Origin of the sequence: Nocardia arizonensis (genome assembly GCF_001310275.1) — a bacterium.
GTDB classification, from domain to species: Bacteria; Actinomycetota; Actinomycetes; order Mycobacteriales; family Mycobacteriaceae; genus Nocardia; species Nocardia arizonensis.
This window is the reverse complement of the sequence record NZ_LGYZ01000006.1, coordinates 22,436-48,802: the sequence shown is the minus strand read 5'-3', so window position 1 is coordinate 48,802 and position 26,367 is coordinate 22,436. Positions and strand designations below refer to the sequence as shown.

The 26,367-nt window shown below is 69.3% G+C and carries 2 protein-coding genes; both read right to left on the bottom strand.

The window, feature by feature from the left end; translation table 11 throughout:
* Positions 1-3: 3 nt before the first annotated feature.
* The gene (locus APZ21_RS01025; protein ID WP_054811323.1) at positions 4-25,176 is read right to left on the bottom strand and encodes a C2 family cysteine protease; all 25,173 of its coding nucleotides are present in this window, start codon (positions 25,174-25,176) and stop codon (positions 4-6) included.
* Positions 25,177-26,367, bottom strand: coding sequence for a hypothetical protein (locus APZ21_RS01020; RefSeq protein ID WP_054811322.1), 1,191 nt, complete (start codon positions 26,365-26,367; stop codon positions 25,177-25,179). It abuts the gene before it with no gap.

Sequence of the window (26,367 nt, the reverse complement as noted above, 5' to 3'; positions counted from 1 at the left end):
GGTTCACAGGTCCAGGAAGTCCGGGGATTCCGCCGACGACCCGCCCGCCGACGACCCGCCCGCCGGCGGGTGCTGGTGTGCGGTCACCTGGCCGGTGACGGGATCCCACGAAAGCTCCATCTGGCAGTCCTGGCACCGTGCGGGGTCGAGCGGGGCGGCCGACCGGATCTGCGACGAGTGGATATGTCCCAGCACGATCCCCTCGATATCGCCGCTGTAGGCGAACCATTCGCCGCCGCTGAATCTGACGAACTTCGGCGCTTCGGCGCTGCCGACATAGTCCTCGGGATCGATGACGTCGAGTGGGGACAGCTCGAGTTCGAACAGGTAGATCGACTCCCCGTCGCGCAGCTGTCCGGCCATCTCCGGAGTGGCGGCAACCGACTTCGCCACACGCTGATCCAGCGTGACCGACTGGAAGGCATCGGCGTCCTTGAGCCGATCGAGGTCGCTGTTTCGCGCCGCGATGTACGCAGGACGTGCGATCTGGTGGATTCCCGACCGCTGTACCGCCGTGAAGTTGTCGAACGCCCTCAGCGACAGCGCATCCGCTTCGGCCAGCAGGCCGAGCTGCCTCGCCGCAGCCGTCAGATACGGCTCCCAATAGCGGAATTCCATGGCGCGCAGCTCGGTCGCGCGTGTAGTGACTCTGCTCTGATCGATGCGCGCAGCACCGGCATCACGCTGTTCCTTCGTCGCGGCGGGTTTGTAGCTGGCGACCGGTTTCAGGGTGCCCCACGGTCGCATCGTGGATGTTCGCGAGAAGGGCCGGACATGGTTCGTCATCGCCTGGCTCAGTGGCGCATCGAAGATTTCACGGGGATCGAGCACACCGGACTGGCCAGCACGGATCGCACCTTCGAGACCGGGGGCGGCGGTGGCCGTCCGCCAGGCGCGGCTGCTGAGACCGGTCTCGGCCTGGATCTGCTCGGCCGCTTCCTGCGTCAGCTTCAGCGCACGGTAGTACGTCGTTTTCCCCAGCGAATCCGCGAAGGCGTGCCGAATATCGAACACGGTCTGCTCGGTCCAGGTCCCCGCTCGCACGAACTCCAGGAACGCGGGCCGGTGCGTCTCCGAGACGACGCCCGGATCGATCAGCAGTTGCCGGAAGTCACGGGTGACGCCGAACTCCTCGTTGAGGCTGTCGAGGTCATGCAGAATCGCCGCGGCCTTGTCGCCGTAGCGCTGCGCGGCGTACTCGTTGTGATCGGTGATCCCGGTCGCGGCGTGCGCCAGCCACTCACGACGATTCAGCTCCGAGCTGCTGCGAAGAACCTCGAGCGCCCAGAGCGTGGGATCGTTCTGCGGCCTGCTGGACGAGGTGAGTTGACCCGCGGCGGAGTCGAGGGACAGCGTCGACTCGAATGCCTGTGCCAGTTCGTCTCCCGGCTGCGACGTTCCGTACCCTTCCGCGGTCGGAACGGCCGTGTCCCAGCCGTACGCCAACCGCGCGCCCATCCCGACCGACGACAGACTCTCGAACTGATTCAGATATCGCAGGGGCACCTCGATGCCGTCCGCGAACCGGTGTTCGGGCAGCCACCAGAACGGGTCGATCAGGCGCACCGCGGTGACGTTCCCCGCCTCGTCGGTGACGACACCGGCGACCACGTGCGCGTGCTGATGCGTCAGGTCGGTGTCGGGGTGACGTCGGCCCACCTCGAGCCGCCGGGTGGACAGGACCACGGTGTCGCCGCGGTCGAGCAGCTGCTTGATCCGATCCCCCGCCCACTGCGCGACCGGCGAACCGGCCATCGGCGCCCCGGATTCCCACTGCTCCATCACCTCGAACAACGGCGCCAACTGCCGGCCGAGCGGATCGGTCTCGACGAACCCCCAGGAGGCCTTCAAGAATTCGGCGAATCCGGCCGATGTTCGAGCGTCTTGGCGCCGCAGCCAGTTCCAGAATTCGGTCGAGGCAGCCTCCTCGGACAGTCCGAGGTTGTCGATCCGTTCCATTTCCTCGGCCGCGCGGTCCCACGTCGACAGGTCCGACCAGCCGTTCATCCACGCCTGCCACTCGGACTCCAGGCTCAGCACCTCTTTCGCGAGCGTCGTATCGCCGAGGATGTCGGTCACCAGGTCCAGTCCGAGCGACATCGGATGCGCGAAACCCATATCGTCCACCGCCCGCTTGGACAGGGTGCGGCCCGAACTGCCGGTGAGGACCGTCGGCCACAGCGCGGCGCCGGTGGCGCCGGGCAGTCCGCCCTCGATGCCGGCGTATCCCTCGTGCTGACCGGTGTATATCGCCCAGGCTTTCTCGATCACCGCGGGCCACAGGGGGTGACCGGTCTGGTGCGCCGCGTACGCCATGTCCGTGCCGACGGCGTAGAAGCGGTCGTCCACCGCGATCCAGACCTCACGGCGGACCGGGTCGTCGAACGCCGAGGCGCGGGGTGCCGGACGCCCACTGTCGTCGACGACCTCTTCGGTGAACCGCACTTCCCAGCCGCCGCCGTCGCGCGGGCGGATCATCTGCTGCACCCACGTCGGATGCTTGGCGGCCAGGCCGATCAGGTCGGCCATCAGATAGCAGGTGCCGATGTCGCCCTGCTTCACATCGGTCACCGCCGGAAGTCCACCGGCGCCGAACAGCGGGCCGGAAACCCGAACGAGTGCCGGTAGTGTCACACCGGCGGCCACGAGAACCGACCGATCGACCGCATGCCAGGTCGACTCCTCTGACCCGACCGCCGCCGCGTACACCAGGACTCGGTCCGGTGTGCCCGTGTCCAGCCGAACCGCAACCCGCGACCCGGCCTCCAGTTCCACCAGCACCCCGTTCGACTCGAGCTCGAGATCGGTGCGGATCTTGACAAGTGCGGCAGGCAGGAGGTCCTGGTTGTCCGCGTCGTACCGATTCGCCAGGATGGAGTCGGCGGCGGTCAACGGGACGTCCCGATCGGCCAGGTCGTTCTGCGACGACAGGGCGGTGCGGCCCGCACCGGTTCCGGCGAGGTCGAGCGCGCGATCGCCGACCACAGCGCTGGCGCGCACCGGCCAGTACGTCGGGGTCACGAACGCATCCCACCCGTGCGCGAACCGCGTGCCTGGCCCGGCGGAACTCAGCAGCAGGAACTGGTTGAGGTGGCGCACCGACACGATGCGCGACGGCGCGACAGCGTTCGGGAAGTCGATCCAATCGGTCGGATCACGCAACTCCAGGGCGGTCGCGCGACCGTTCTCGGTCACCACTCTCGTCACCGAGAGCCCGTGCCCGGCCGGCAATCCGGTGTGAGGGTGGACGTTTCCGTTCCGCACGCGGCGAGTGCCGACGGTGACGTTGTCGCCGCGTTCGAGCAGCCGGGCGATCCGATCGGCGACCCACTGGGTGAGCACCGAGGACTCCTCGAGCGGTTGGCCGGACTCCCACTTCGCCATTTCGGTGTGCAGCACCTCGAGCGCCGGGGCCAGCGCCGCGTACCGGTCGGCGCTGAGGGTTTCGCGCAGGAAGGTCCGGAACCCCGTCGAGGTGTGCGCGTTGTTGGCATCGAGCCATCGGCGATACCGCGGTTCGTTCGGATCGATCGCGGAGTTCGTTCCGTGGAGCGAGCGCCACACGCTCTTGGCCCGATCCCAGTTCGTGTGGTCGGCCCACCTGTTCATCCACTCGCGCCACGCCGGTTCCAAGTCGAGAATCTCCTCGGCCGGCTCGAGCGCGCTGCGGTGCGCATTCTCCTCCTGCACACCGGGTCCCACGATCAATTCGGCGAGCGCGTCCTGCCCCAGGGTGAGCGGGTGGGCGAAATAGTGGTCGTCCATGGCGCGCGAGGAGACCAGCCTGCCGTGCCTGCCGGTCACGGTCGGCGGCTGGAACGCGGCGGCGGTGGCACCGGCGCTGCCGCCTTCGATGCCGACATAGCCGCGGTCATCGCCGCCGCGGTACTTCGCCCATGCCTTCTCGATCACCATCGCCCACAGCGGCATCCCCGACTTGCGTTGCGCGTAGGGCCGTTCAGCGTCGTAGACATAGAAGTTCCGGTCGACTGATATCCACACTTCACGCCGGTGCAGGTCGTCGATCTGCTCGGTGAACCGCACATCGAAGGTGCCGTCGGCCATTTCGATGATCATGTCGTAGATCCAGTTCGGATGCTGCTCGGCGAGTCCGATCAAATCCGCCATCAGGTAGCAGGTTCCGAACATCCCCTGCTCGACATCGAGCACCGAGGGCAGCCGGTCGGGGTCGAACAGGACATTGTCCATCGTGACGACCTGCGGCACTTCGACTCCGCGCCGGGTCACCGCGTCCTTGTCGAATTGGTGCCACTGTGGCGTGGAGTTCTGTTCCGAAGCAGCCAAGAGCCATACGTGGTCTTCATGCACCCGCAACGGGACCCGTGCCCCGTCGGCCAAGCGCACTCGGTGACCGCTGTAGGCATCGAGCGAGAATCCTTGGCGCGGAATGTCGGTCGCGGCGGGCGGAAGCGCGAACTCCGAGGCGGGCGGCGCGGTGGCGACGACCGTGGCGATCGGCGCCACGACAGCCGGTCGGGTGGACCGCGGAATAGGCGGAGCCACCGGCTGATTCGTCGACGCATCGACGACCGACATCGCCCACGGTGCCGGGCTGGGGCGGGTCGCGCGGTTCGGGGCCGGCGGCTCCGCCGGGGGCGCTCCGAAGCCGAGGAGCTGGGTGGGGAGGTAGTCGTGGCCGTGCGCTCCCCAGCTGCCCGGTCCGGCGGACGAGAGCATGATGAAGGCGTTGAGATGGGTCTGGGTCACAGTGATGAACGCGGCCGGGTCGTACATGCTCCGGCCCGGATCGACGACGACGACGCCGGTGACGTGTCCGGTCGCCGCATCGGTTTCCACACCGAGCACGGTGTAGGCGTGGCCACTCAGCAAGCCGATGTTGCCGGGCGCGTCCTGGTCGAGATCGCCCCTGGTGCCGAGGACGACGGCGTCGCCGTGATCGACGAGGTAGCCGATCCGGTCCAGTGCCCACTGGGTCAGCGCCGTTCCCGTCGTCTGGGGGCGACCAGAGTCCCAGTCCCGCATGGCGTCCCACAGCGCGGTCGCCTGCAGCAGCCGATCGAAGCCGGCGGGGTCCATCGTGGATCGGAGGAAGGCCCGGAAGCCCTCGGCCACATAGGGATTGTGTTCCGGGCCCGTCTGGGTCTGGTTCTTGATGCGATCGCGCCAGGCCTGCTCCAGCTGGAGGACTTCGCGGGCGAGCGCCGAGCTGCCGACCACGGCGGCCAGGGCGTCCTGACCCATCGTCATGGGGTGGGCGTACCCGAGATCATCGGTGGCCCGGAATCGCGCTGGCCGTCCGATCGAGTTCCACGCGTGCAGCGGAGCCAGTATCGCCGCGGTGGCCGCGGCGGTGCCGCCGCTGATGCCGGCGTAACCCCGATCGCCGCCGACATAGATCGCCAGCGCCTTCTCGATCACGACCGCCCACAGCGGCCGCCCCGGCGCGTGGACGCCGTAGGCCAGTCGCTGGTCCGCGCCGGACCCGACCGCGTAGAACCGCCGGTCGACCGGGATCCAGACGTACCCGGTGGGCCCGGTGAACCGCACCGCGAAGCCGCCGTCGCGTTCCTCGACCATCTGCTGGATCCAGTCGGGGTGGGTCATGGTGAGGCTGCGGAGCAGACTCTGCAGATAGCAGGTGCCGAGCCCGATCTGCCCGGTATCACCCGCGTGCGGGCGCCCGTCCGGGCCGAACAGGTCACCGAGGACGCGGACGACGTGCGGCACTTCCATGCCTGCGGCAGCGAGGTCCGCTTCCGCGGCCAGATGCCACAGCGCCTGCCGCGGTTGCCTGATCCACACGTGGTCGGGGTGGCTCGCGGTGCGGCGCGCAGCGATGCGGGTACCTGCGGCGAGGTGCAGCGGTCCGGTTGTGGTCGGCAGTGTGACCGCGGTGGGCGGGATCAGGATGTCGGCGGCGGGTAGCTGATCGACGGCGCCGGGCTCGTCGACGGTCGCCGGCGTCACCGCCGACGGATAAGTCTGCGGTGCGGCGGGATTCAGTTCGGGTCCGGTCGGCAAGCCGTGGGCGTTCTCGATGATCGGCAGCGTGAAGCGTTTGCCGAGTTCGGTGTTCGAGTACACGTACCCCTGGTCCGCCAGCTCCTGCCGGGTCATCTGGACCGTGACGCCGCGGCCCGCGTCGTAGAGCGTCAGTTGTGCGTCGGGGTGGTTGCCCGCGGCATCGGTCCACACGATCAGCAGCTGTGCCCGCTCCCATTCCGTCTGATCGTCGTCCCCGGTCGCGGTCGGTTCGGGCGCTGCGGGCGGGCCGTCGGTGACCGCGCTCAGCCACGTCGCCACCCGGCTGTCGAGTTCGTCATCGACGCTTGCCGCGGGGATCCAGATTCCGGCGTCGGTGTCGTACTCCCTGTCGTGCAGGCTGAGCTGAACATCGTGCTGGTCCTCGGCTTTGCGTACCGCGGCAACGGCTTCCAGCAGCAGCAGCGGCCAGATCGGGTCGTTGTCCGTGCCGGTGAAGTCCATGGTGGTGAAGCGATCGACGCGGACCCAGCGTGGACGGCCACGCACCATCAGCAGCACCCCGAAATCCCGCCCCAAGGAGGTGAACATCGACACGAGGCGCTTCGGGTTGTGGGTTACGAGGTCGCGAAGTTGCTCCAGCACTGCGGAATCGGGGGCGAGACCGACGTGTGCCAGATCGTCGATCGAAGGACCGGAGGTGGCGAACACACGATGGGCGAGTCGACGCAGCGGGCGCAGGCCGAGCCGGTCGGCCTGGTCCGCGGCCACCGATACGGGGGCGGCGGCGCCGCGGAACAGCAGCACCCGGTCCGGTGCCGCGGGGTCCTGCTCGACGCGAAGGAGCTCGTTAACCGACAGCGTGATCGGACCGGCCGACGTCGGCAGGGTCAGTTCCCGCGCGAACCGCCCGTTGGCCGCGTCCAGGCGGTAGCCGTTGCTGTGCAGGGTGCGGCCGGTGACCCAGCCGGTCCCGTCCGCCCCGGTGACGAAGTAGGACCGCTCGCCGTTGTCGTCGACGCGCACTCGCGTCGGCAAGCTGCGGTGCCGCAGGATTCCCCCAGGCAACGATCGCAGCGTGGTCCCCGCCTCCGTGGTGATGGTGGGCAGATCGCGCGGCCACACGCGGGAACCCTTGGTCTGCGGTGCCGTCTCGACCAGCTGACTCGTCGCGCCGTCGGGGGCGATGGGGAGAGGTCGACGCGCTGCGGTGCCGAGCGGCGCGGCCACCTGCTCCGACGCCGTCCGGCTGCCCAGCCAGTCCTGCTCGATCCAGCCCGGTTCGCTCGGGGTGCGCCCGGCACCGACATAACGCAGGTGCCGGAAGTCTTCGGCCACAAGCATTCTCGGCATGACCGGCCCGGCACCGGCGGGCTGCCCGCGCATCAGGTACAGCAGCGCGTTGCCATTGTGTTGCGACATGTCGAACCCGTACTCGCCGTTCGCGTCGGCCAGCACGGTGAGCACGCCCGCACGCACCTCGATCCACGCCGATGCGGCGGCCCGGCCCGCACCGAGCAGCGACGCGGGGGTGATCGTCTTTCCGTCGAATTCGCCCGACGGGACGGCCCACATGTTGCCGCGCTCGTCCATCACCAGGATGGCGCGCCGGTTCATCGGCGACTGCGTCAGGTGTGTCGGCTGCTGGTGGCCACCATGCGGGCTCGCCGACCACCGGGTGTCGAAGAGGCTGCCGTCGGATCGGTACAGCAGGCCGTCGGGTCCGACGACGATGCGACGCTTCTCGTGCAGGCCGGCGTGGACCGGGGGGACGGTCACCTCGGGAAGCGGCGCGACACCGGCGAGCACGATCTCGTCGGCGGCGGTCCGTCGCGCGGGCACCGGGAGGGAAGTACCGGCGAAGACGGGCCGGCCGTGGGCGGGAGCGATGCCCGATTCCGGTCCGTACTGCTGCGCGGCGAGTTCCGCGCCGTAGTCGGGCACTGCCCGCAGTGAGTCCACCGCGCGCGCGAGATCCGTCGCCTGCGCCGGTGTGGTGTCGTCGGTCGGCGCGGCGAAGGTGTCCTCCTGCTCCGCGAGCAGGGTGTCGAGTCCGGTCAGCGACACCACCCGACCATGCTGCGGCGCCATTTCGATGTGGCCGAGCAGGAATTCGGTCACCTGATGGTCGCTGATCAATCCGTCGATCCCGCGCGCGTCCAGCACGACCGGCCTGCCGTCGAAATCGAGCACCCCGACCCGTCCCGCAGGACCGCTGTGCAGGACGAACAGATGCCGCGTCGCCGTGCCGAGCAGCATGATCTCCGCCCGATCGGCAGGCCGCCACCGCGCCACCGCACCGGAGAAATCGGACCAGTCCCCGTCGAACCACTGGTCGAGAGCGTTCTCCCACAACGGCGCATCGTTGTCCGCTGATATGCGCGCAGAACTTGCCGGAAGCGGTGGCAGCTCCTTGTCGAACCAGGGTTCCACGGTGCGCGGGGTCTTCGGGGTGCGCGGAACTCCTGCCAGGACCGCGAGCAGCCGTCGCACGGCGGCGCCGACCACCCGGCGCGTCGCCTGACGCTGTGGTGTCCCGCTCGGGTGCCCGAACACCTGCCCGCTGCCCGACGGCTGCCCGGACACCATCGCAAGGTTGTAGTGGCCCCCGGCCACCTCGCGCCGGAGCAGGTAGTGCCGTGTGCTGGATCCGGGGACTCCGTGCGTCTCGACGACGTTCCCGGCGTCGTCCATCACCGCCAGGTCGATGCCGTACCGTCGGGCGGCGGCCACGACCAGGAAGTCGGCGGCATCATTGGCGTACGTCCCGTCACGCCGCAACGCGGTGACGTCGTCGAGGAACTTCTGTGCGCGAGATTCACCCTCCTCGATGACGACGAAGTGTTCGAATTCGGCGCGCCGGTCGAGAAGATAGGCGACGAGATCCGCACGAATGGTCGCGTGATCCTGTCCGATGATGGCGGAAACGGCACGGAAGAAGCAGTTTCCGTCGGCCGCGATGGCGATGACGCGCGCGTCGGCAGGCAGCCTCTGGAGCTGGTCGCGGGTGGGGGCGAAGTCGATCGCCGTGGTGTCGATGCCGAGGATCTCGGCGAATCGTGTTCTGTCGTACGCCTTCCGCACGAGATGCGGCCACACCGGGTGCCCGTCCTCGATCACCGGCCGGCCCTCGGCATCCGGATGCAGCAGGCGGTCCACTTCCACCAGCACCGGACCAGTGCTGTCGGCGATCATGATCCGGTAGCGGCTCGCTGTGGCGCGGTCCTCGGCGTCGGCCATCGCGAACATGTCCACGATCGCGCCCGGATCCCGCCGCGCCAGCTCCCGCAGCTGCTCGGTGAACTCCTTGTCTCCCAGCAACTCCGGGACGTCCTCGGGTGACGGCCCCTCGGGCCCCCACAATGCGCCATCGATCGGCTGTGCCGGGTACAGCCCGAACGCCGCGGCATGTTCGGCCGACATCAGCCACGCGTCACCGCCGGTGACCGGCTTGACCTCCACCAGCGCCGGGTCATCGGACCGGCGCACCGCGTAGCGCTGACCGTCCACCAGGCCCCGGCCCCGATCGAGAAGAATTCCGGCCTCCGGCACCCGCGCGCGCGGCGGTGTGGGCACTGCCACCAGGGTCTCCCGTTCGATCACCGCGTCCACCGGCGCGACGAACGCGGGCTCGACCCACTCGTCGAGCAAACCGGTGAACGACACCACCCGCCCGGTCACGTCGTACTGCGGGGCCATCTCGATTCGGCCCACCAGGAATTCGGTCAGCTGGTGGTCGCTGATCAGCCCGCCGATGCCACGCTCGTCCAGCGCGACCGGCCTGCCCTGGAAATCCAGCGCCTCGATCCGGCCGGCCCGGCCGCGGTGCAGCACGAACAGCTGCTGTGCCGAGGTACCGAGCAGCATGATGTCGGCCGGATCCACCGGCCGCCACTCGGCGACCGCACCGGTGTGCACGGTCCACGCGCCGTCGAACCACTGCTCCACCGCGACCGCCCATTCCGGCGCGGTCGGGGCAGGCTCCAGCACTTCACTCGTCGGCCGGGCCGCGGCGCTCACACTCTGATCGGGCAGTCCGCCGGACGCGAACATGGTGCCCGCACCGGTCGAGCTGAGCGTGCGGAACAGGTTCAGTTCGTCGAGCGGAATCCGGAGGCTCGTATCGGGACGGTGTGGATCGACCACTTCGACGTAGGTGTCCGTTCCAGACCGCAGGACGCGGCGAACCGAGTAGCCGTGGCCCGAAACGACCGGTGCTGTCGGGTGATAGGTGCGTGCGATGTTCGACCTGGTGCCGAGGGTGACCGTGTCACCCCGCGACAGCAGGAACTCGATTCGCGCGGCCAGCCACTGCGCCACCGCGGTGTCGGCCAGCCTGGTGTTCGCGAACCAGGCGGACAGGTGCTGTTCGATGTTGCTGCTCGCGGCCCGCCACTGCTTGCCCAGGCGTGTGACGAAGCCGACCCGATTGTCGTCGTTGGTCCGGGCCGACAGTGCCTCCAGCACCGCGTCGACCGTGCCGTTGTCGCCCAGCTGCGCGATCAGGTCCGCACGGGTGATCGCCGACAGCGGCACCGACGCCAGCTCGGGGCTGTCCAGCGCCGCGCGGACGCGTTTCAGCTCGGCGTTCACTTCTTTCAGCGCCAGTGTCTTGAACGCGGCGCCGAGATCGTCCTGCGCGAGCTGCGCGGTGCGGAATTCGTGCTCCCAGCCCTGCATCATGCGCACGAATCCCGCACTGCCCGCGATGTCGATCATGGTGTCGTAGTCGACCAGGAACGGCAATCGGGTCAAGCTGAGACGTTCACTCGCGGAGGGCTGGCTGCGGCCCGCGGTCCCCGGCAGCACCGGCGGACGCAGCGTCGCCCCGGCAGCGGCCGAATTGCCACCGTGGATGCCCTGGTAGCCGGCCGCGCCGCCGCGCAGAATCGCGAAGGCCTTTTCGATCAGCGCGGGCCAGAACGGCTGATCCGGGTTCTGTACCGCGTAGATCATCGTGCCGTCGGTGCCGCGATGGTAGAAGGTGTCGTCGACCCGGACCCACACCCAGGTGTGCGTCTGTTCGTCGTAGAAGCGCACGTCGTACATGCCGTCGAGGTGGTCGACCGGCTTGATCATGTCGGTGATCAAGCCGGGGTGGTCGGTGGCCATCCCGATCAGCGGCGCGATCAGATAGCAGTCACCGAGGCGGCCCTGCTTGGCGTCGCCCGGCTGTGGCAGTCCCGTCGGGCCGTACAGCGGCCCGCGCGCGCGTTCGGCCTTGACGTCGAGTCGCGTGGGTTCCACCGCGTACCAACGGAATTCCGGTCCCGCGTGCACCGCCATCGAGTAGCGGGGCTCGCCGGAATGCGGCCGCGCCCGGAATGCCTTGCCGGGCAGTTCGACAACGGCGCCCGCGGCATCGACGACCCAGCCGAGACTGTGCGGGCTCGGTGGGATGATGGGCCGCAACAGCTCCTGACCATCGGCTCGATTGAGCCGGCGGCCCGGCACGAAGGCGGCGGCGACCATCTCGGGGGTCAGGACGGCGGTGCGGCCGTCCGGAAGCTGTACTCGGACATGGCCGTCCGCTTCCCGAGCGAGCACGGGCAGCGACCTGGCCGTCCGGATGGCGACCAGACGCTGCTTGTTGTCGCTGACCAGCATCGTTCCCGGCGCGGCCGGAATGTGTGCCGTGGTGACCGGCATCGGCCATTCCATGCCCGCTGGCGCGATGACGGCCGAGCCGTCCGGTACCGGGATCGCCGCCCGCTCGAATGCCGCGCTCTCCACCTCCGGAGTGTCGAACAGCGCGGCCAGTTCGCCGTCGTCGAGCACATCGGCGATCGGATGCGGCGTGCCCACCGTGACCGGACCACTCACGGGCAGTGCCGCGTCGAGCGGGGGCGTGCTGTTGCCGGGCAGATCCCCGACCTGGGCCGGGTGGGCCACCGTCTCCGTCTCTTGTAGTGCCGGTTCATCTTTGAGCCCTGCGGCGACGTCGTCCTCATCCACACCATCCCGCGCGAAAAGCCCGTGGTTGACGAGCGCCGCGGCCCGGTTACCGATCCACTGGGAATCCATCAGGTCGTCGATCGCCGACGCGTCATCGATGGTCCTGGCCGCCAGGTGCGCCGCGAGCATGGCGTACGGCCAGATCGGGGTGGTGGCGAGGTCGGTCACCGCGGGATCGGCCGGGACGATGGTCGAGCGGTCCACCCGGACCCACTGCCGCTCACCGGCCACCAGCATGGCCACATCGACGTGGGTCAGGTTCCCGTCGCGGTCGACGACCTGGCGCAGCATCGTCGTGATGCCCGCCGGGTCGCCGACGAGCTCGCGCAACTGCCGGACGGCCGCCCAATCCGGCAGGCCCGCAAGGTCTTCGACGACCGGACCGCGAGCACCGTAGAGGTCGCCGCCGAGCTGCTGTGGCAGGCGGATACCGACCCGGTTCGCCTCGGCCGTCGCGATCGAGTACGTCCGACCGCCGGCGCGCACCGACAGGTGATCCGGCGATTGCGGGTGCGGTTCGGCGACCACGGTCTGATGCTCGAACAGCACGATGTCGCCCGCGTCCAGCGTCTGGACGGTCACCGCGCGCGCATACCACCCGTTCGCCGCGTCCCAGCGATATCCCTTGGCGGCCAGTGCGGCGAGGGAGACGGGCAGGGTGCCGTTCGGTCCGGACAGACGGACGTACCCGGTCCGCTCGTCCAGGGCTCCGGTGACCAACAGGATCCCGCCCTCGAACGGCGGCCACACCCGCCTGCCCGCGCCGGACATGTGGACCAGCGGGGGGAATTCGAAGGCCAGCCGGGAACCAGGCGAGGTCAGCACCGGCATCCCCGCGTCCACCGGACCACTCGACGGCCGCAGCAGCGCCATCTCGACGTCCGCCGCGAACTGCGTCGGCGCGAACTGCGGCGCGGTCGCGGTCACCGGCTGGGTGGGACCTGGATTCCCCAGCGCCGGTGCGTCATCGGACGGTGCGTGGAAGGCCTGCGTCAACAGGGTGGGCGTAGCGCGCGGGGCGGCGTGGACCGGTACCCCGATCCCCGTTTCGTAGGCGCGCACCGCGCCGACCGCCTCCAGGAACAGCAGCGGCCACGACGGCGTGGCGTCGGACATCATGGCCTGGATCACCGTGGATCGGTCCACCCGCACCCAGCGCGGTTGCCCGGCCACGGACAGCAGCACATCGATGCCGATCACATTGCTGTTGCTGACGAGCACCCCGCCGGCCCGGCTCAGCACGTTGCCGTGCTTGTCGACATAGTTCGGGAAGATCGCGGTGTCGACCCCGTCGACCGTCCTGATCGCGCCACCGTCGACGACGACGTAGCGGACCATACTCAGGATGTTCACCGGATTCGCCGCGCGCGCACGCAACTCCTCGACCTCGGGCCAGTCCGGCAGACCGGCGAGGTCGTCGACCGTGGGCCCGCGTTCGCCGAAGATCGGCCGGTCCAGCCGTCGCGCCCGCCTCAACCCGGCCGCCGCCGCCTGGTCCTCGGCGACCCACAGCGGCTCACCCTCGTTGCGGAGCAGGATCTGGCCCGGCCGGGTCTGCGGCGACGGGTCGACCACGACGGGCAGCTGCGAGATCATCACCTGCGCGCCGGACGGCAGCGTCAGCGCACCGGAGACCCGAGTGCCACCGGGCCGGATGAGCCCGAACTGCGCGGCTACCCGCTCATCGATCCAGTGGCGCCGATCGCCGACGTGCAGCAGCACGTGGCCGGGGAACGGCCGCGGATCTACGACGACCCGCTGATGCTCGAACACCAACTCCCCGTTGGGCAGTGGGATCGCTCTGGCCAGCCACTCGTGCACCGGGTCCCAGTGGTAGCCGTGCGCGGCGAGCATCGCCATCGGCACCTCGACGGTCCCGCTCAGACCGGTGACCCGTGCGGTGTCGGTGCCGTCGTCGCGCAGGAACCTCGCCTGCAGCGACAGGATGCCGCCGTCGAACGGTTCGACGACCGATCCATCCGCTGCCACCAGTGGCGCGTACCCGTACACGACCCTGGTCCCCAGCCCGATCGGAGCGAGCACCGGCCCAGTCGGCATGCCGTTGTGCGGGCCGAACGGATTCGACGCGGCAGCCGCCGCGTGCAGCGCGGCTAGGCCGGCGACGTCGTCGATGACGAAATCGGGCGGCGTGATCTGCTCGTCCGCCTGCGCGATCGGGAAGGGCGCGAACAGTTCCTGGTCGTCGTATGCGGCGAAGTCGGTGTCCTCGTCGTCGCTGTCGTCCCGAGTGGCCTCGTAGGCTTCGAGCACGAATGCGGGCCAGGTCGGATGATCGGCCCAGGTCCCGTCCTGCGCGGGCCCTGGCAGCGCGGTCACACCGTTGACCCGCACCCACTGCGGCGTGCCCTGCACCAGCAGGTGGACCGTGGCAGTCGTGCCGTCCCCGTCGACGCGGACCAGGTCGCGCAGGCGGTTCGGGTCCTCGGCCGCCAACTGCCGCAACTGGTTCACCGCGGGCGAATCCGGCAGGTGCGCCAGGTGATCGGCCAGCGGACCGACCTCATCGGGCCACGGCGCACCACGGAGCAGGCTGAAGGCAGGCAGTCCGAGGTCGGCCAGCTCGTCGCGATCGACCGTCACCAGGTCGCCGTCGGCATCGAGGCGTTCCAGCTGGACGACACTACTGCCGATCGGTGTCGGCAGGACCCGTTCGTACCCGAACATGACATCCGTGCGGGTCGCGCCCGGCCGCCGGATCGGATAGCTGCGGACGTATTCCACCGGGGCGCCCGATGTCGTCGTCCCCGCCGGGACCAGCGGAATCGGTCCGGCGTCATCGGTTTCGGCACTTTCGGTGAAGTCGAAGTGCACGACCGCTTGCCAGGAGGCGTCCTGGTTTTCGAGCACGCGGGCGGCGGCCAGCGCCTCGAGGAACATCGCGCCCCAGACCGGCGTGTTCGCGGGCCCGGTCTGCGGGAGCGCCGTCGAGCGCTGCACCCGGATCCAGGTCGGTGTCCCTGACACGGGGAGCAGAACGTCCAATCCGACGGCGCGGGTGGCGGATTCGGACTTCTCGACGACCGGGCGCAGCAGGCGCTCGAGCGCCGCCGGGTCGGCGGCCAGGTTCCGCAGGTGCCGTACCACCGGCCACTGCGGCAGGTGCCGCAAGTCCTCGACGTGCGGGCGCCCGGTCGGACCGAACAGCGGACCGTCGAGGTCACGCGCGGCGAGCAGGCCGAGCGGTGTCGCCGCCACCTCGGCGATCGGCGCCCTGGCGAAGTCGGTGAAATCCGCGGACGGCACGACGATCTGCGACCCGTACCGGTCGACGATGGCTGTCACCAGCTGGTGCGGAACCGGGAAGCCGAATTCGTCGAGGTACTGGTCCAACGGCGCGAGTTCCTCGGCCCGGTACTCCGGCGGTGCGAGGTCGTCGGCCGGGTATTGCGGCGGCGCAGGGGCGGCCGTGCGCAGGGGCCGGTCGGCCTGGTCATAGCCGGAGAGCACGAGGAACTGGTTGAAATAGTGTGCGGGGACAATGGTTTCGCGCCCGGTGTCATCAGTCAGCAGTACCGCGGTGACCCGGTCGGTGTCGTCGAGGAAGACGTTCGACACCTCGTAACGGTAGTCGCCGAGCAGCCCGCTTTCGGTGGGACTGTTGGGCCAGGCCGGCCGGGTGCTCACGATGAGCGCGCGGCTGTGTTCGAACAGCTGGTGCAGCCGCGAGCCGACCGAGTCCCGCAGGGCGGAAGGGCTGACCGGCGCATCGGTGTCCCACTCCGACATCGCGTCGAGCAGTCGCGGCCACGACGAGTCGTACATCGCCTGGTGCTCGGTGCCGACGAATTGCTCCTCCAGGAATGCGCGGAACCCGGCGGTGGTGGAGACGTCGTTGACGCGCATCCAGTGCGCGAACTCCTCCCGGGTCAGATTCGCGGTCAGCGCGTCGAACAGTGCGGGCCAGCGCGCCGACACGGCCTCGCCGTAGGACAGCAGGCGGGTACGCAGTTGCCGCAGTGGCTGTCGTAGCACCGGCTGCTCAGCCGTCGAGATGGCCAGCTCCACTTCGAAGCGATGCTGGTCGGCGATGTCGCCGCCTTGTTGCAGCCAGGCGAGGACGACGTCGACGGAGTTTTCCGGGGCGCGAGCCGCGGCCCGTGCGGCCCGCACGGCTTCCCACACAGCGAAGTCGGGCACCACCGTCTGCCGTCGCTCCCAGTCGTGCCGAAGGCCTGAGATCACCTCGGCCGCGTCGGCATTGCCGAGCGCTGCCGCGAGCGCGGACTCGCTCAGGTTCATCGGGTGCTCGTCGACACGGTGCACAGCGCCCCGAGTAGGTCGCCACGAGCCCGCGGGCGTCCATTCGCCCGCCGGACGTAGCGCGTTGACCACGCTGTACCGGTTACCGCGCAGGGCGCCCTGGATATACGGCCCGGACTCCTCCGTACTCAGCAGCGTCTGCCAAGCCTTCTCGACCACGAGCGGCCACAGCGGTCGATCCGGTCGGTGCGCGCCGTAGGCCATCGCGCCGTCGTAGGCGGGGAACTGGCGGTCAACGGCGACGCGGATCGCACGGCCGTCGGGGCCGGTGAACCGCACCTCGTACGCGCCGTCGAGGCGCTCGCGGACCATGCGGCGCACCCAGCCGGGACGTTCGCGGGCCAGCTCACGCAGCTGGGCGGACAGATGCTGGTCGCCGGCATGCCGACGATCGTTGTCCCGCAGCACATCCTGCTCACCGGGGACACCGGTGAACAGGCGGCGCGTGACCGGCATCGAGACCAGCACGGGCACGGGGAGGCCGGGGTCGGCGGCGGGGAGCCCGTGGAGTGCGCGGTTGACCGGTTGGTCGATGCGGCGGGTGGGCCGGTCGTGGATCTCGCCCGGATTCGTGTGCCACCGATGGTCGTGGACTTCGAGCGTGTGCGGAGGCGGGGCCGCGCCGCCGCGCTCGAGCACGGTCCTGACGCCGTGAAATCGCGACACCGCCGAAGCCAGCCGCTGCTTGCCGTCCGCCGACGTGTCCTTCGCCCAATTCAGCGCGGATGCAGTCGATTCGGGCCCGAACGCCCCGTCGTGCGCCATCCAGACGACGACGGCCGTACTCGCGGCGAGACTGTCGTGTTCGGCGGCGGTGTACAGGTCCATCCCGGTCCGCAGGCCCCGCCACTGCTGCGGCAGCCCTGCCGGTCGCTCGCCGGGCACATGCCACGCCACCGTCTCGGCCCGGTCGGCGTCGCCGTAGCTGAGGATCATCGAGCCCGCACCGTCGAACGCCTGTGGCCGGCAACTCAGCACGTACACCGGCGGCGCGGCGATGCCGGAGAGCTCGGCGCCGCGGCGCGCGTATTCCTCTGCCTGGGCGAGTCCCCGGCTCGCCTGCGACACGAACAGATGCAGCGTGCGCTCACCGGCGGTGAGTTGCCGTTCACTCCGGACACGGTCGAGCCGGTCCAGTTCCGCGGTCAGGTAGCCACGGTTCATCTCGTCGCGGACGGCGGCCGGGATACCCGCCAGGTCGCGCAGCTTGTGATACTTGGTGGTCAGGCGGTATCGCGCGTCCTGCGGCAGTTCGGCGAAACGCAGCTCGTTCCACCACCGCTCGCCGTGCGCGGTCCACCATTCCAGGGTCTTCTCGGCGCGCTGGACCGAACTCGGCAGGAGGCCGAATCCGGGCAGCGCGGGCGGGGCGGTGAACTGCGCGGTCGCCCCCGCCGCGGGTCGGCGCCGGAACGGGTTGGACACACCGAGCAGATCCCCCGCGGGTGTCCGCGCGACCACCGTGGACGACGACGCCGCGGTGACGTTCGCGGCGCCGAAGACGAACAGCGTGCCCGCGCCCGCGGCGCTGATCGTGGTGAACTGGTTGAGTTCGTCGATCGGGACCCCGATTTCGCGGTCGTGTCGCGGGTCGCGGATCACCACGCGCGTGGTCGCGCCGGATCGGTCCACCCGGACCACCGAGTAGGCGTGTTTGGCGGTCAGCACGCTGCTCGGATGGTAGGTGGCAGTGTCGAAGGCGGCCTTGGTACCCAGGCTGACGGTGTCGCCGCGCCGGACCAGATGGTCGATGCGGTCGGCCATCCACTGCGCGACGGTCGTGTCGGACAGCTTGGTGTCCGATTTCCAGGCGTCGAGATGCTGTTCGAGTGCCCGCCGCGGGCCTTGCCACTGCTCGGTCAGGAACGCGCTGAAGCTGTTGTGGCCCAGCGCATCGTCGACGGCGTCCCAGCCGGCCAGCACCTCGAGCACCGCATCGGCCAGCCCGTCACCGCCGAGGATCTCCGCGACCGCGGCGCGGTCCAGGTCGGCCAGCTCCGACGGACGCACCTGTGCCCGGCGCAGCCGGTCGGCCGCGCGGGTCGCGGCTGTCTTGACTTCCTTGTCGAGGAACACCAGGAATTTGTCCCTGGTCTGGGCCACCGTGCCGCGGCCGAGCGCGGCGAACCGGGACTCGGCGTCGAGGACCATCCGCGCGAAGCCGGACCGGCCGAGCAATTCGGCGAGGGTGTCGCGGTCGAGCTGGAACGGATCGGCGAACATCGGCTCATCGACCGCGCGGGTCGGTTGGGCGCGTCCGGTCTCGGGTCCGGGCAGCGTCGGCGGCCGCAGCATCGCGGCGGTCTTTCCCGGCATCCCGAGGTCGAGCCCGTGGTACCCGTGTTCGCCGCCGTGGAACACCGCCCACGCCTTTTCGATCACCGCCGCCCACAGCGGCTGGTCGGCACCGTGCACCGCGTAGGTCATGGTCCCGTCGGCGTTCACATAGAAGGTGTCGTCGACGGTCACCCACACCCAGCCTGCGGTCTCGGGGTCGTAGAACCGGACCCGGTACACCGGTTGACCGTCGACGACGGCCGGGGCGATCATGTCGGTGATCAGGCTCGGCGTGTTCGAGGCCATGCCGAGCAGGTTCGCGAACAGGTAGCAGTCCGCGGCCGAGCCCTGCAACACATCGGCGGGCCGGGGCACGTCGACATCGCTCGGGTACAGCGGACCCTGCGCCCGGCGCGACCGGACGCTGCTGCGGTCGGCGTCGACCCGCAACCAGCCCACCGCCGGTCCACCGAAAACCTCCATGCGGGAACGGCTTTCGCCGGCATCGTGATAGGGCCGGACGAACATCGGCCCATCGGGCATGACCTGCGCGTTGCTGTCGGCGTCGAAGGCGACGATGCCCGACACCTTCGGCACGAGCTGGAGCGACCCGGCGGCCGAACGGACCTGGTCGAACGCCGCCGCGATCAGTGTGTTCGGCAGCAGCACCCGACCGGCGCCCGGCACGTCGACCTCGCGGAACGAGGCATCGACGTTGTCGTCGACGTCCAGGTGCTGCCCTGGCGCCACCGGCACCAGGTGCCCGGTGACATCGCTGACCAGCAACCCCGGATTGTCGATCTCGGTGACGGTGACCGGCATGACCGGTTTCGTCGCCGCGGGCGGTTCGGGCCGGGCGAGGCCGGAACCGTGCACGGCCGCATCGAATTCCGATTGCGCGGACCGGTGGTCGTTGTGCTCCGCGTTCCCGCTGACGGGAGCGAGGACCGCCGGGCTGGTGACGGCCGGATCGATCGGGGTCCGGTTCGCCGAGGTGGTCGACATCGGGAGCCGGACGCTGTCCGCCAGCTGCTTGGCGGCATTGCGCGCCTGCAGATCCGGCACCGCGTCGTGCAGGACGTTCTCCGCCGCCTCTCGCTCGAGCAGGGCCGCATGGCGAGCGCGGGCCGCCGCCGCCTCGGCTGCTTGCGCCGCCTCCAACGCGGCGTGCGTCTCGCGCACTGCCCCGGCGGCGTCGCGGGCAACCTGCGCCGCATCGCGGGCTGCCACCGCGGCCTGGTCGGCGGCCGCCGCGGCGGCATCGCGGGCGTCGCGGGCCGCGTCGCGCGCGGCTTCGGCAGCGGCGACAGCGGCGGGCGTGCTTCCGCCTGCCCGCTCGGCAGGTGGGGCGCGGTCGGCGGCGTCGGCGACCGCGAGGGTGGCGTTCGCGGCCTCGTAGTCCGCGTTCGCGGCCTCGAACCGGGCCGTGGCGGTCGTCGACTCGGCGAGGAGGTGCTGGTGTTCGGTATCGGCGGTGTCGCGGGCGGTCACCGCCGCGTCGTGTGCGGCGACGGCGGCGTCAAGGTCCGCGGCCGATTTGGTGTGGGTGGCCACGGCGGCATGGTGGTCGGCGACCGCGTCGCGATACTGGATCACCGAGATCTGGTGATCGGGCGAGTGCGCGAACAGCTCGTCGTCGGCGGCCATGTAGTACCGGGCGCTGCCTTGCTGACCGTTGCGCGCGGCGCGGCTCTCGGCCTGGATGTCGATGTCCCGGAGATCGGATTTGCTGGTCACCAGCACGTGCAGACCGCCGGCCTCGTCGATCAGCTTGTCGATGAAGATATCGACGCCACGACCACCCTGCCGGTTGATCAGCAACACCGACCCCGACTGTCCCGCGACGTCGAGCAGCTTCAACAGATTGCCTTCGGCATGCTCACCCCACGCCAGGAACTGGTCGGCGTCGACCCGCACATGTTCGACGGTGGGCCCCAACAGGTCCGACACCGCGGCGACCTCGCTGTTGCGGTTGGCGATCATCAGGATCGGTCGCGGATCGGGGCGGTCGCGATGGGCGGCGATGATCTCGTCGGCGATCATGCGATGCTTCGTCGGCTGGTCCACCGCCGTCACCGTGTCCAGGATCGTCAGGCGCGAATCCTTGTTCCGCGGAATCGACACGATGTCGGGTGCGCCGAGCTGAGCCAGCACCGCCGCCGCACCGTCCGGTGTGCCCGACGCGCCGGTCACCTTGTCGTAGAACTGCGCGAAGAACTCCTTCGCGGTCGTGCTCTGCGCCGCACCCGTGTCGCTGCGGACCGGCAGACCGTGCTTGGCTTCGATCGCCTGCGCCAGCCCACCGTTCCACCGGCTCTCGGTCGAGGTCTTCGCATCGGCCATCACCTTGTGGCTGATCTTGTCGATGATCACCACCCGCTGGTTCTTCTCATCGATGATGTAGGAGTCCTGTTCGGGGTACTCCCAGCGCGCGGTCGCGGCCATCTCCACCGCCCGCACCTGCTCGGCGAGCTGCTGCGGATCGAGCGCTTTCGGCCCGCGGGGTCCGCCCGCCCGCAGCAACTCCTCGACAACCTCGACTCCCTCGGGCGTCAGCTTCGCCGGACCGACCCGCTCATCGGTCTTGCCGAAATGCTCGAGGGTCAGTGCCCCGTCCGCCAGATGCTTGGACAGGAACTTTTGCGCGTCGTTGACCGTCGTGGTCACGTGCTCGGACGCGACTCCGCCACGGTCGGCGAGAATGAACGAGCTCGAACCGCCCAGCGCTTCATCGATCTCGTCGATCAACGCGCGCTTGCCCGGCACCTCGATCCCCCGCATCCGGCCGAACACGCCGTCGCTGACGGTGCCGACATAGATGGTCGGCTTCGGCGGCGCGGCCGGGTCGAGATCGGGGGTGAGACCCTCGGGAAGACTGTCCGACCGCAACCGGCCGATCTCGAAACCGTATTTCTTCAACGTCTTCGAGAAATCGGCGAATGCCTTGTCCGCCAGCGTATCCCGCGTGGTGTAGACGTGCACCGGACCGTCGCCCGAGGACGCCATCAGCATGGCTGTCGCCATGAACACCAGCGACTTGCCCTCGCCGGCGGCCATCCGGATCGGCCCGGCGTGCATGGCCATCGTGCCCATCACCTGGGTCTGGTAGGCGGTCTTGCCGTCCTCGCGCAGGATCAGCTCCACCGCGGCGCCCACCGCCCTGCGGTAGTCCTCGGCCCTGGCCGGATCGTTGTGGTGGGCCGCCCCCTTCAGTAGCTCGGTGAGGTCTTCGGTCGTCCGCCCGGACCACTCGTCCGCCTGCCTGCGGTGCTGGTCGAGGATCTCGCGGGCCTGGTCCTCGAAGTGCTTGGCCGTGGCCGCCGGATCCTTCGGCGGGACGGGAGCCGAATCCGGCTCCGCCGACCCGTCCTCGCGCGGTGGTGGCACAGTGAGCAGATCACGGTCGCGGCCCTCGCCCGACCCGTCCCGGCGTCCCGCCGCACCCAGCGCATCGTCGTCGCCGTGGTCGGGCCGTGACGTCTTCTTCACCACGATGTCGGTGTCGGCGGGCACCGCGAATTCGGTCAACCGCGGATCGGACAGGACATCGCTGATATCGCCGGTGAAATCCGTCTCGACAGCACCGTCGCCGTCGGCCGACAGCCGCCGCCACCGGCTGTTCTCGGTGGTCGTGCCGTCCCCGGCGCGCCAGATGTAGTGCGCGGTCGTCTTGTCGCCGAGCACCGCGACCTTGACATTCGCGATATCGGCGTCGGCCCAGTCGGTCTTCGACAGCACCTTCGGCTCATCGCCCAGGTCGGCGATGTCGTCCCATTTCACCCCACCCTGGAGCCGGCCCTCGGTGTCGTGATCCTTGTCGGTGCCCCCGGTGCTCTCCGCACCCTCGGCATGCGACTTGTCCGACGGAGTCGGTTCGGCCGCATACCAATTCGCCTTGTCTTCGTCCGAGTACTTCCGGCCGCCGCGGTCGAAGTGTTCGACAGTCTCGTAGAGGCCGAGATCGGTCAGCACCTTCCGCGTGCGCGCCGGCGCGATCTCGTAGGCGCCTGCCCAATCCAGGACCGCGGTCATCTTCCCCTTGACGAACTGCGCCTGGAACGCCGCGTAGACACCCGCATTGTGGAACGACTCGTGCTCCACAGCGCTGATGTACCAGTTCCCGTCGTGGTCGACGACCACCGTGCGCATCGTCGGCGCCTCGTTCTCGCCCCACCGCTTCAGCAGCGGACCGTAGCGCGGCATCGTCGTGGTGATGTCGCCGTCGTCACCGACCATGTTCTCGATCGGCGGCACCTCCGGCGGTGTCGCGCCCTTCGGCTCCTCCGCCGAATCACCCGATGTCGTCGACGCGTCGGACTTCTTCCCGGCCGACGGTGCACCGTCGCCGTCGCCGACCTTCTTCCACGTCAGGTCGTCGCCCACCGTGAAACGGTGCGGGGCCCGTTCCTTCTCCGTGTACCAGTGCACATTCCGCGACAGCAGGTTCGGCTTGCCCGCCACCGGCTTCCCGTCGGCATCGCCGTCCTTTGCACCGGAGGGCTCCCACCCGTAGTGGTCGCGCACGGGCAGATCATTGCCCTGATGCGGCCGGTATACCTCGTGCGGCACGGCCGAGGACGGCCGGTTGCTCAGCCAATCCCGGAACTCCGTCAACGGCATGATCTGGTGGATGAACCCGCGCAGACCGGGCCAGACCGGCGCGGTCAGACTCGAATCGACCATCCGCCAGCGCTCCTCGGTCAGCGCCCGCCACAGCCCTGAACCTTCCGAACCCTGCGCCGTTTCGGTCACCTTGACACCGGCGACCGACCCGGCATCGGTCTTCTCGGGGACCGGCACCGTCTCCGACGCGGTCGACCGGACGGTGACATCGGAGTTGCCGCTCGCCACCGTCTTGGTGCTGCCCGTCCGATCGCTCCGCACGGATTCCGCGATCGACTTCGGCCGGTCCGGTGTCTTCGGCGCTTCTGGTGTCTTCGGTGTGTCCGGCGTATTCGCCACCGACCGCGTGACCGGCGATCCGTTCTCGGCGGAAACCTTGGTCGGTACCGGGGCGGTGTTGGTCTTGGTCTGCACCACCGAGCCGTCGGTACCGGAGAAAGCGGACGCGTTCGACCGCGCGACCGGGGCCGACGAAGACGGCTGCGCATGACTGCCGACCGGCGACGAGGAGTTACTCGACGACGGGGACGACGGGGACGACGCCGACAGGTTGGCCACCGACGACGGCTTCGCGACCGGAGTACCACCGGACTGCCCGGTGTTGGACAGGCCGACGTCCGACCGCCCTGCGGCATTGGATTGCGCCGAGGAATGCGACGCCGCCAACGCACCGGGGGCCACATCGGAAACCTGTGCGGGCTTCGGCGAGTTCACATTCTCGTTGATCGGTGACGCACCGGAACCATCCATCGGCGTCGAGACATGCAGATTCCCCGTCTTGTCACCGTAATTCGACCCGGTGTCGAGAATCTGCATGTCACCGGAAGTCGATGTCGAGCTGTTCAGCGAAGACGTGTCCCGGAAACCGGTCCCATCGAGGTCATGGGTCGACATCGACGACGAATCACCCTCGCCGGCACCATGGACCTGAACCGACGACTGCTGGTCGTGCTGAACAGAGCCCGCGCCGTCGCCGGAGGAATGCACCGAGGCGTTCGACCCCCCAGCGTCACCTGTGCGCCCGATCGACGACCCGTCCACCGACGGGGAGGGCACCCGCGAGTGCGGACCCTCCGACGCCAACCCGGCGCGACTACCGCTGGGCGCCAGCGACGGCGGCCCACCAGCCAGCGACCCAGCCGACAGCTTCGGGTTCACATCCATATGCACGGAGACCTTCGGCGCACGCACGCCCCGCGCGCCACCGCTCAACCCGGCGCCGAAACCCGACGCGAACATGCGCGGGTCCAGCTCGAACGGTTGCCCGTAGATGATCTGATTGGACAGACCACCACCGATCATGCCGCCCACACCACCGGCACCACCGGCGACGAACCCGGTCGCGATCCGCTGCCACATCCCGTCGAACGCCGACCCGGTGAACTGCTTGCCCAGCTGCTTGAAAAGATCCCCGCCGATCTTGCCGAACAGCCCACCGAACGCGCCACCCATGAACCCGCCCAGGGCATACGCGCCGAACGACTGGGTGTCGAAATTCTCGCGGTGGCCCGCCGCCATCTGGCCCGCTTGCAGCAGCGAGTTCAGCACCATCTGGATCAGCATGGCGCTGATCGCGCCCTTGAGCATCTCCCACAGCAGGACCTTGAGCCATTGGAAGATCAGCTTGTACAGGGCGATCTTCGCCGGCACCGTGGCGGCCGTGACCGGATTCGACAGCGCCCAGGCGATCTCGATCACCAGTTGCAGCAAGCCGATGATGATCATCCACTTGTTTTCCTCGATCGCGCAGCCGACCTTGTCGCACGATTTCGAGATCTGCTTCATCGCCTCGGCGATCTTCTGCAGCGACACGTCCTCGGACTCGTCGGTCAGGCTCTTCAAGGTCCGGGCCAGGGTCGAATTGTCGCTCTGCGACGAGTACGCCCCCAGGATGTCCTTGACGACCTCCTCGACATTCGCGACCACACCGGCCAGCCCGGAACCGGCCTCGTCCCACGCGTCGGCCAGTGCGAACATCCCGTTCTCGCTGCCCTGTGGCCACGCGCCACCGGCCACCCACGAAAGGAACTGGATTTCCTCGGGGAGCTTCAGATCCGATGCCGATACGCCGGACATCTACTGCCGCTCGCTGTTTCGCCACCCGGCGCGGGTCCACGGACCGCCGCCGGTGCTGTCGATGTCGATTTCCTCCGCCGCAGGCGTGTCCTTACGTCGCTCACGCCGCTTGTCCTTGGTGTCGCCGGTCGACGCGCCGCCCGGCACGCCGGATCCGGCGCCCGGCGTGCCCGGCATCATCGGGGTACCCGCGATGCCGGCGCGGCTCTGGTTCGCGCCCTGGGTGGACTTGTTCGCCAGCTTCTCCCCGTCGAACGCGCCGGTCGGCCGCAGCAGCGGGTTACCCAGCGGCGCACCGCCCTTGCCCGGCGTACTGCCGATCGGCAGCCCGGACTTGTCCACAGGCTTGCCTGTCACCGGGTCGATCGCCTTGCTGTCGTACGGGCTGAGACCCGGCCCGTACGTGCCGGGACCGAACAGGGAGTTCGGGTCCGTCGAGGGGTCGATGGCCTTGTTCGAGATGCCGTCCAGCTCGGGGGTGAACGGCGAGTTGGGGCTGCTGCTGGACAGATTCGCGAACGGCGGCTTGTCGCTCGGGCTCGACTCCGGACCGCTGGGGTTCATGCCGCCGAGGTCGGGTGTCGCCCCGTTTCCGCTGAGGCCGGAGCTACCGATATCGGGGCCGTTGCCGCCGTTCGACTTGATCTGCGGGCCACCGCCACCGTTGGTCCCGTCGCCGTTCGGTCCGTTGCCGTCCTTGTCCTGGTTTCCGCCGGGCGGGGGGACCTGATTCTTCTTGTTGCTCGGATGGTTCGGGTCGGAGCTGAGCGGACCGGTATACGGCCCTGGGTCGCCCTTGGCGTCCTCGTTGACGTAGTTCTTCAGAATCCAGTCGGCGAACAGGTCCTCACCGGCGGAGAACCGCTTGCCCGCTTCCTCGAGGCTGCGGCCGTAGTTGATCAGCAGCTGCCCGTAGATCGGTATCGCGCCCTGGGCGTCGGGCCCGGTGCCGGCATTGCCGATCAGCCCTTCCTTCGCGGTCAGGTAGCCGTCTTTGCCTTCGGCGAACTGGTCACCCAGTTCGTCGTCGCCCCACGGTGTTCCGAGGCGGGCGAGGTCGCCGCTGAGTTTGTTCAGGATGTCGAACAGCCCGCCGCCGGCGCCGGGCAGGTCGGCGAGCTGTTTGCCCTTGGCGATCAGCACCTCGGCGTCGACTTCAACCTTGCGGTTGTTCGACTTCGATTCGCCCAT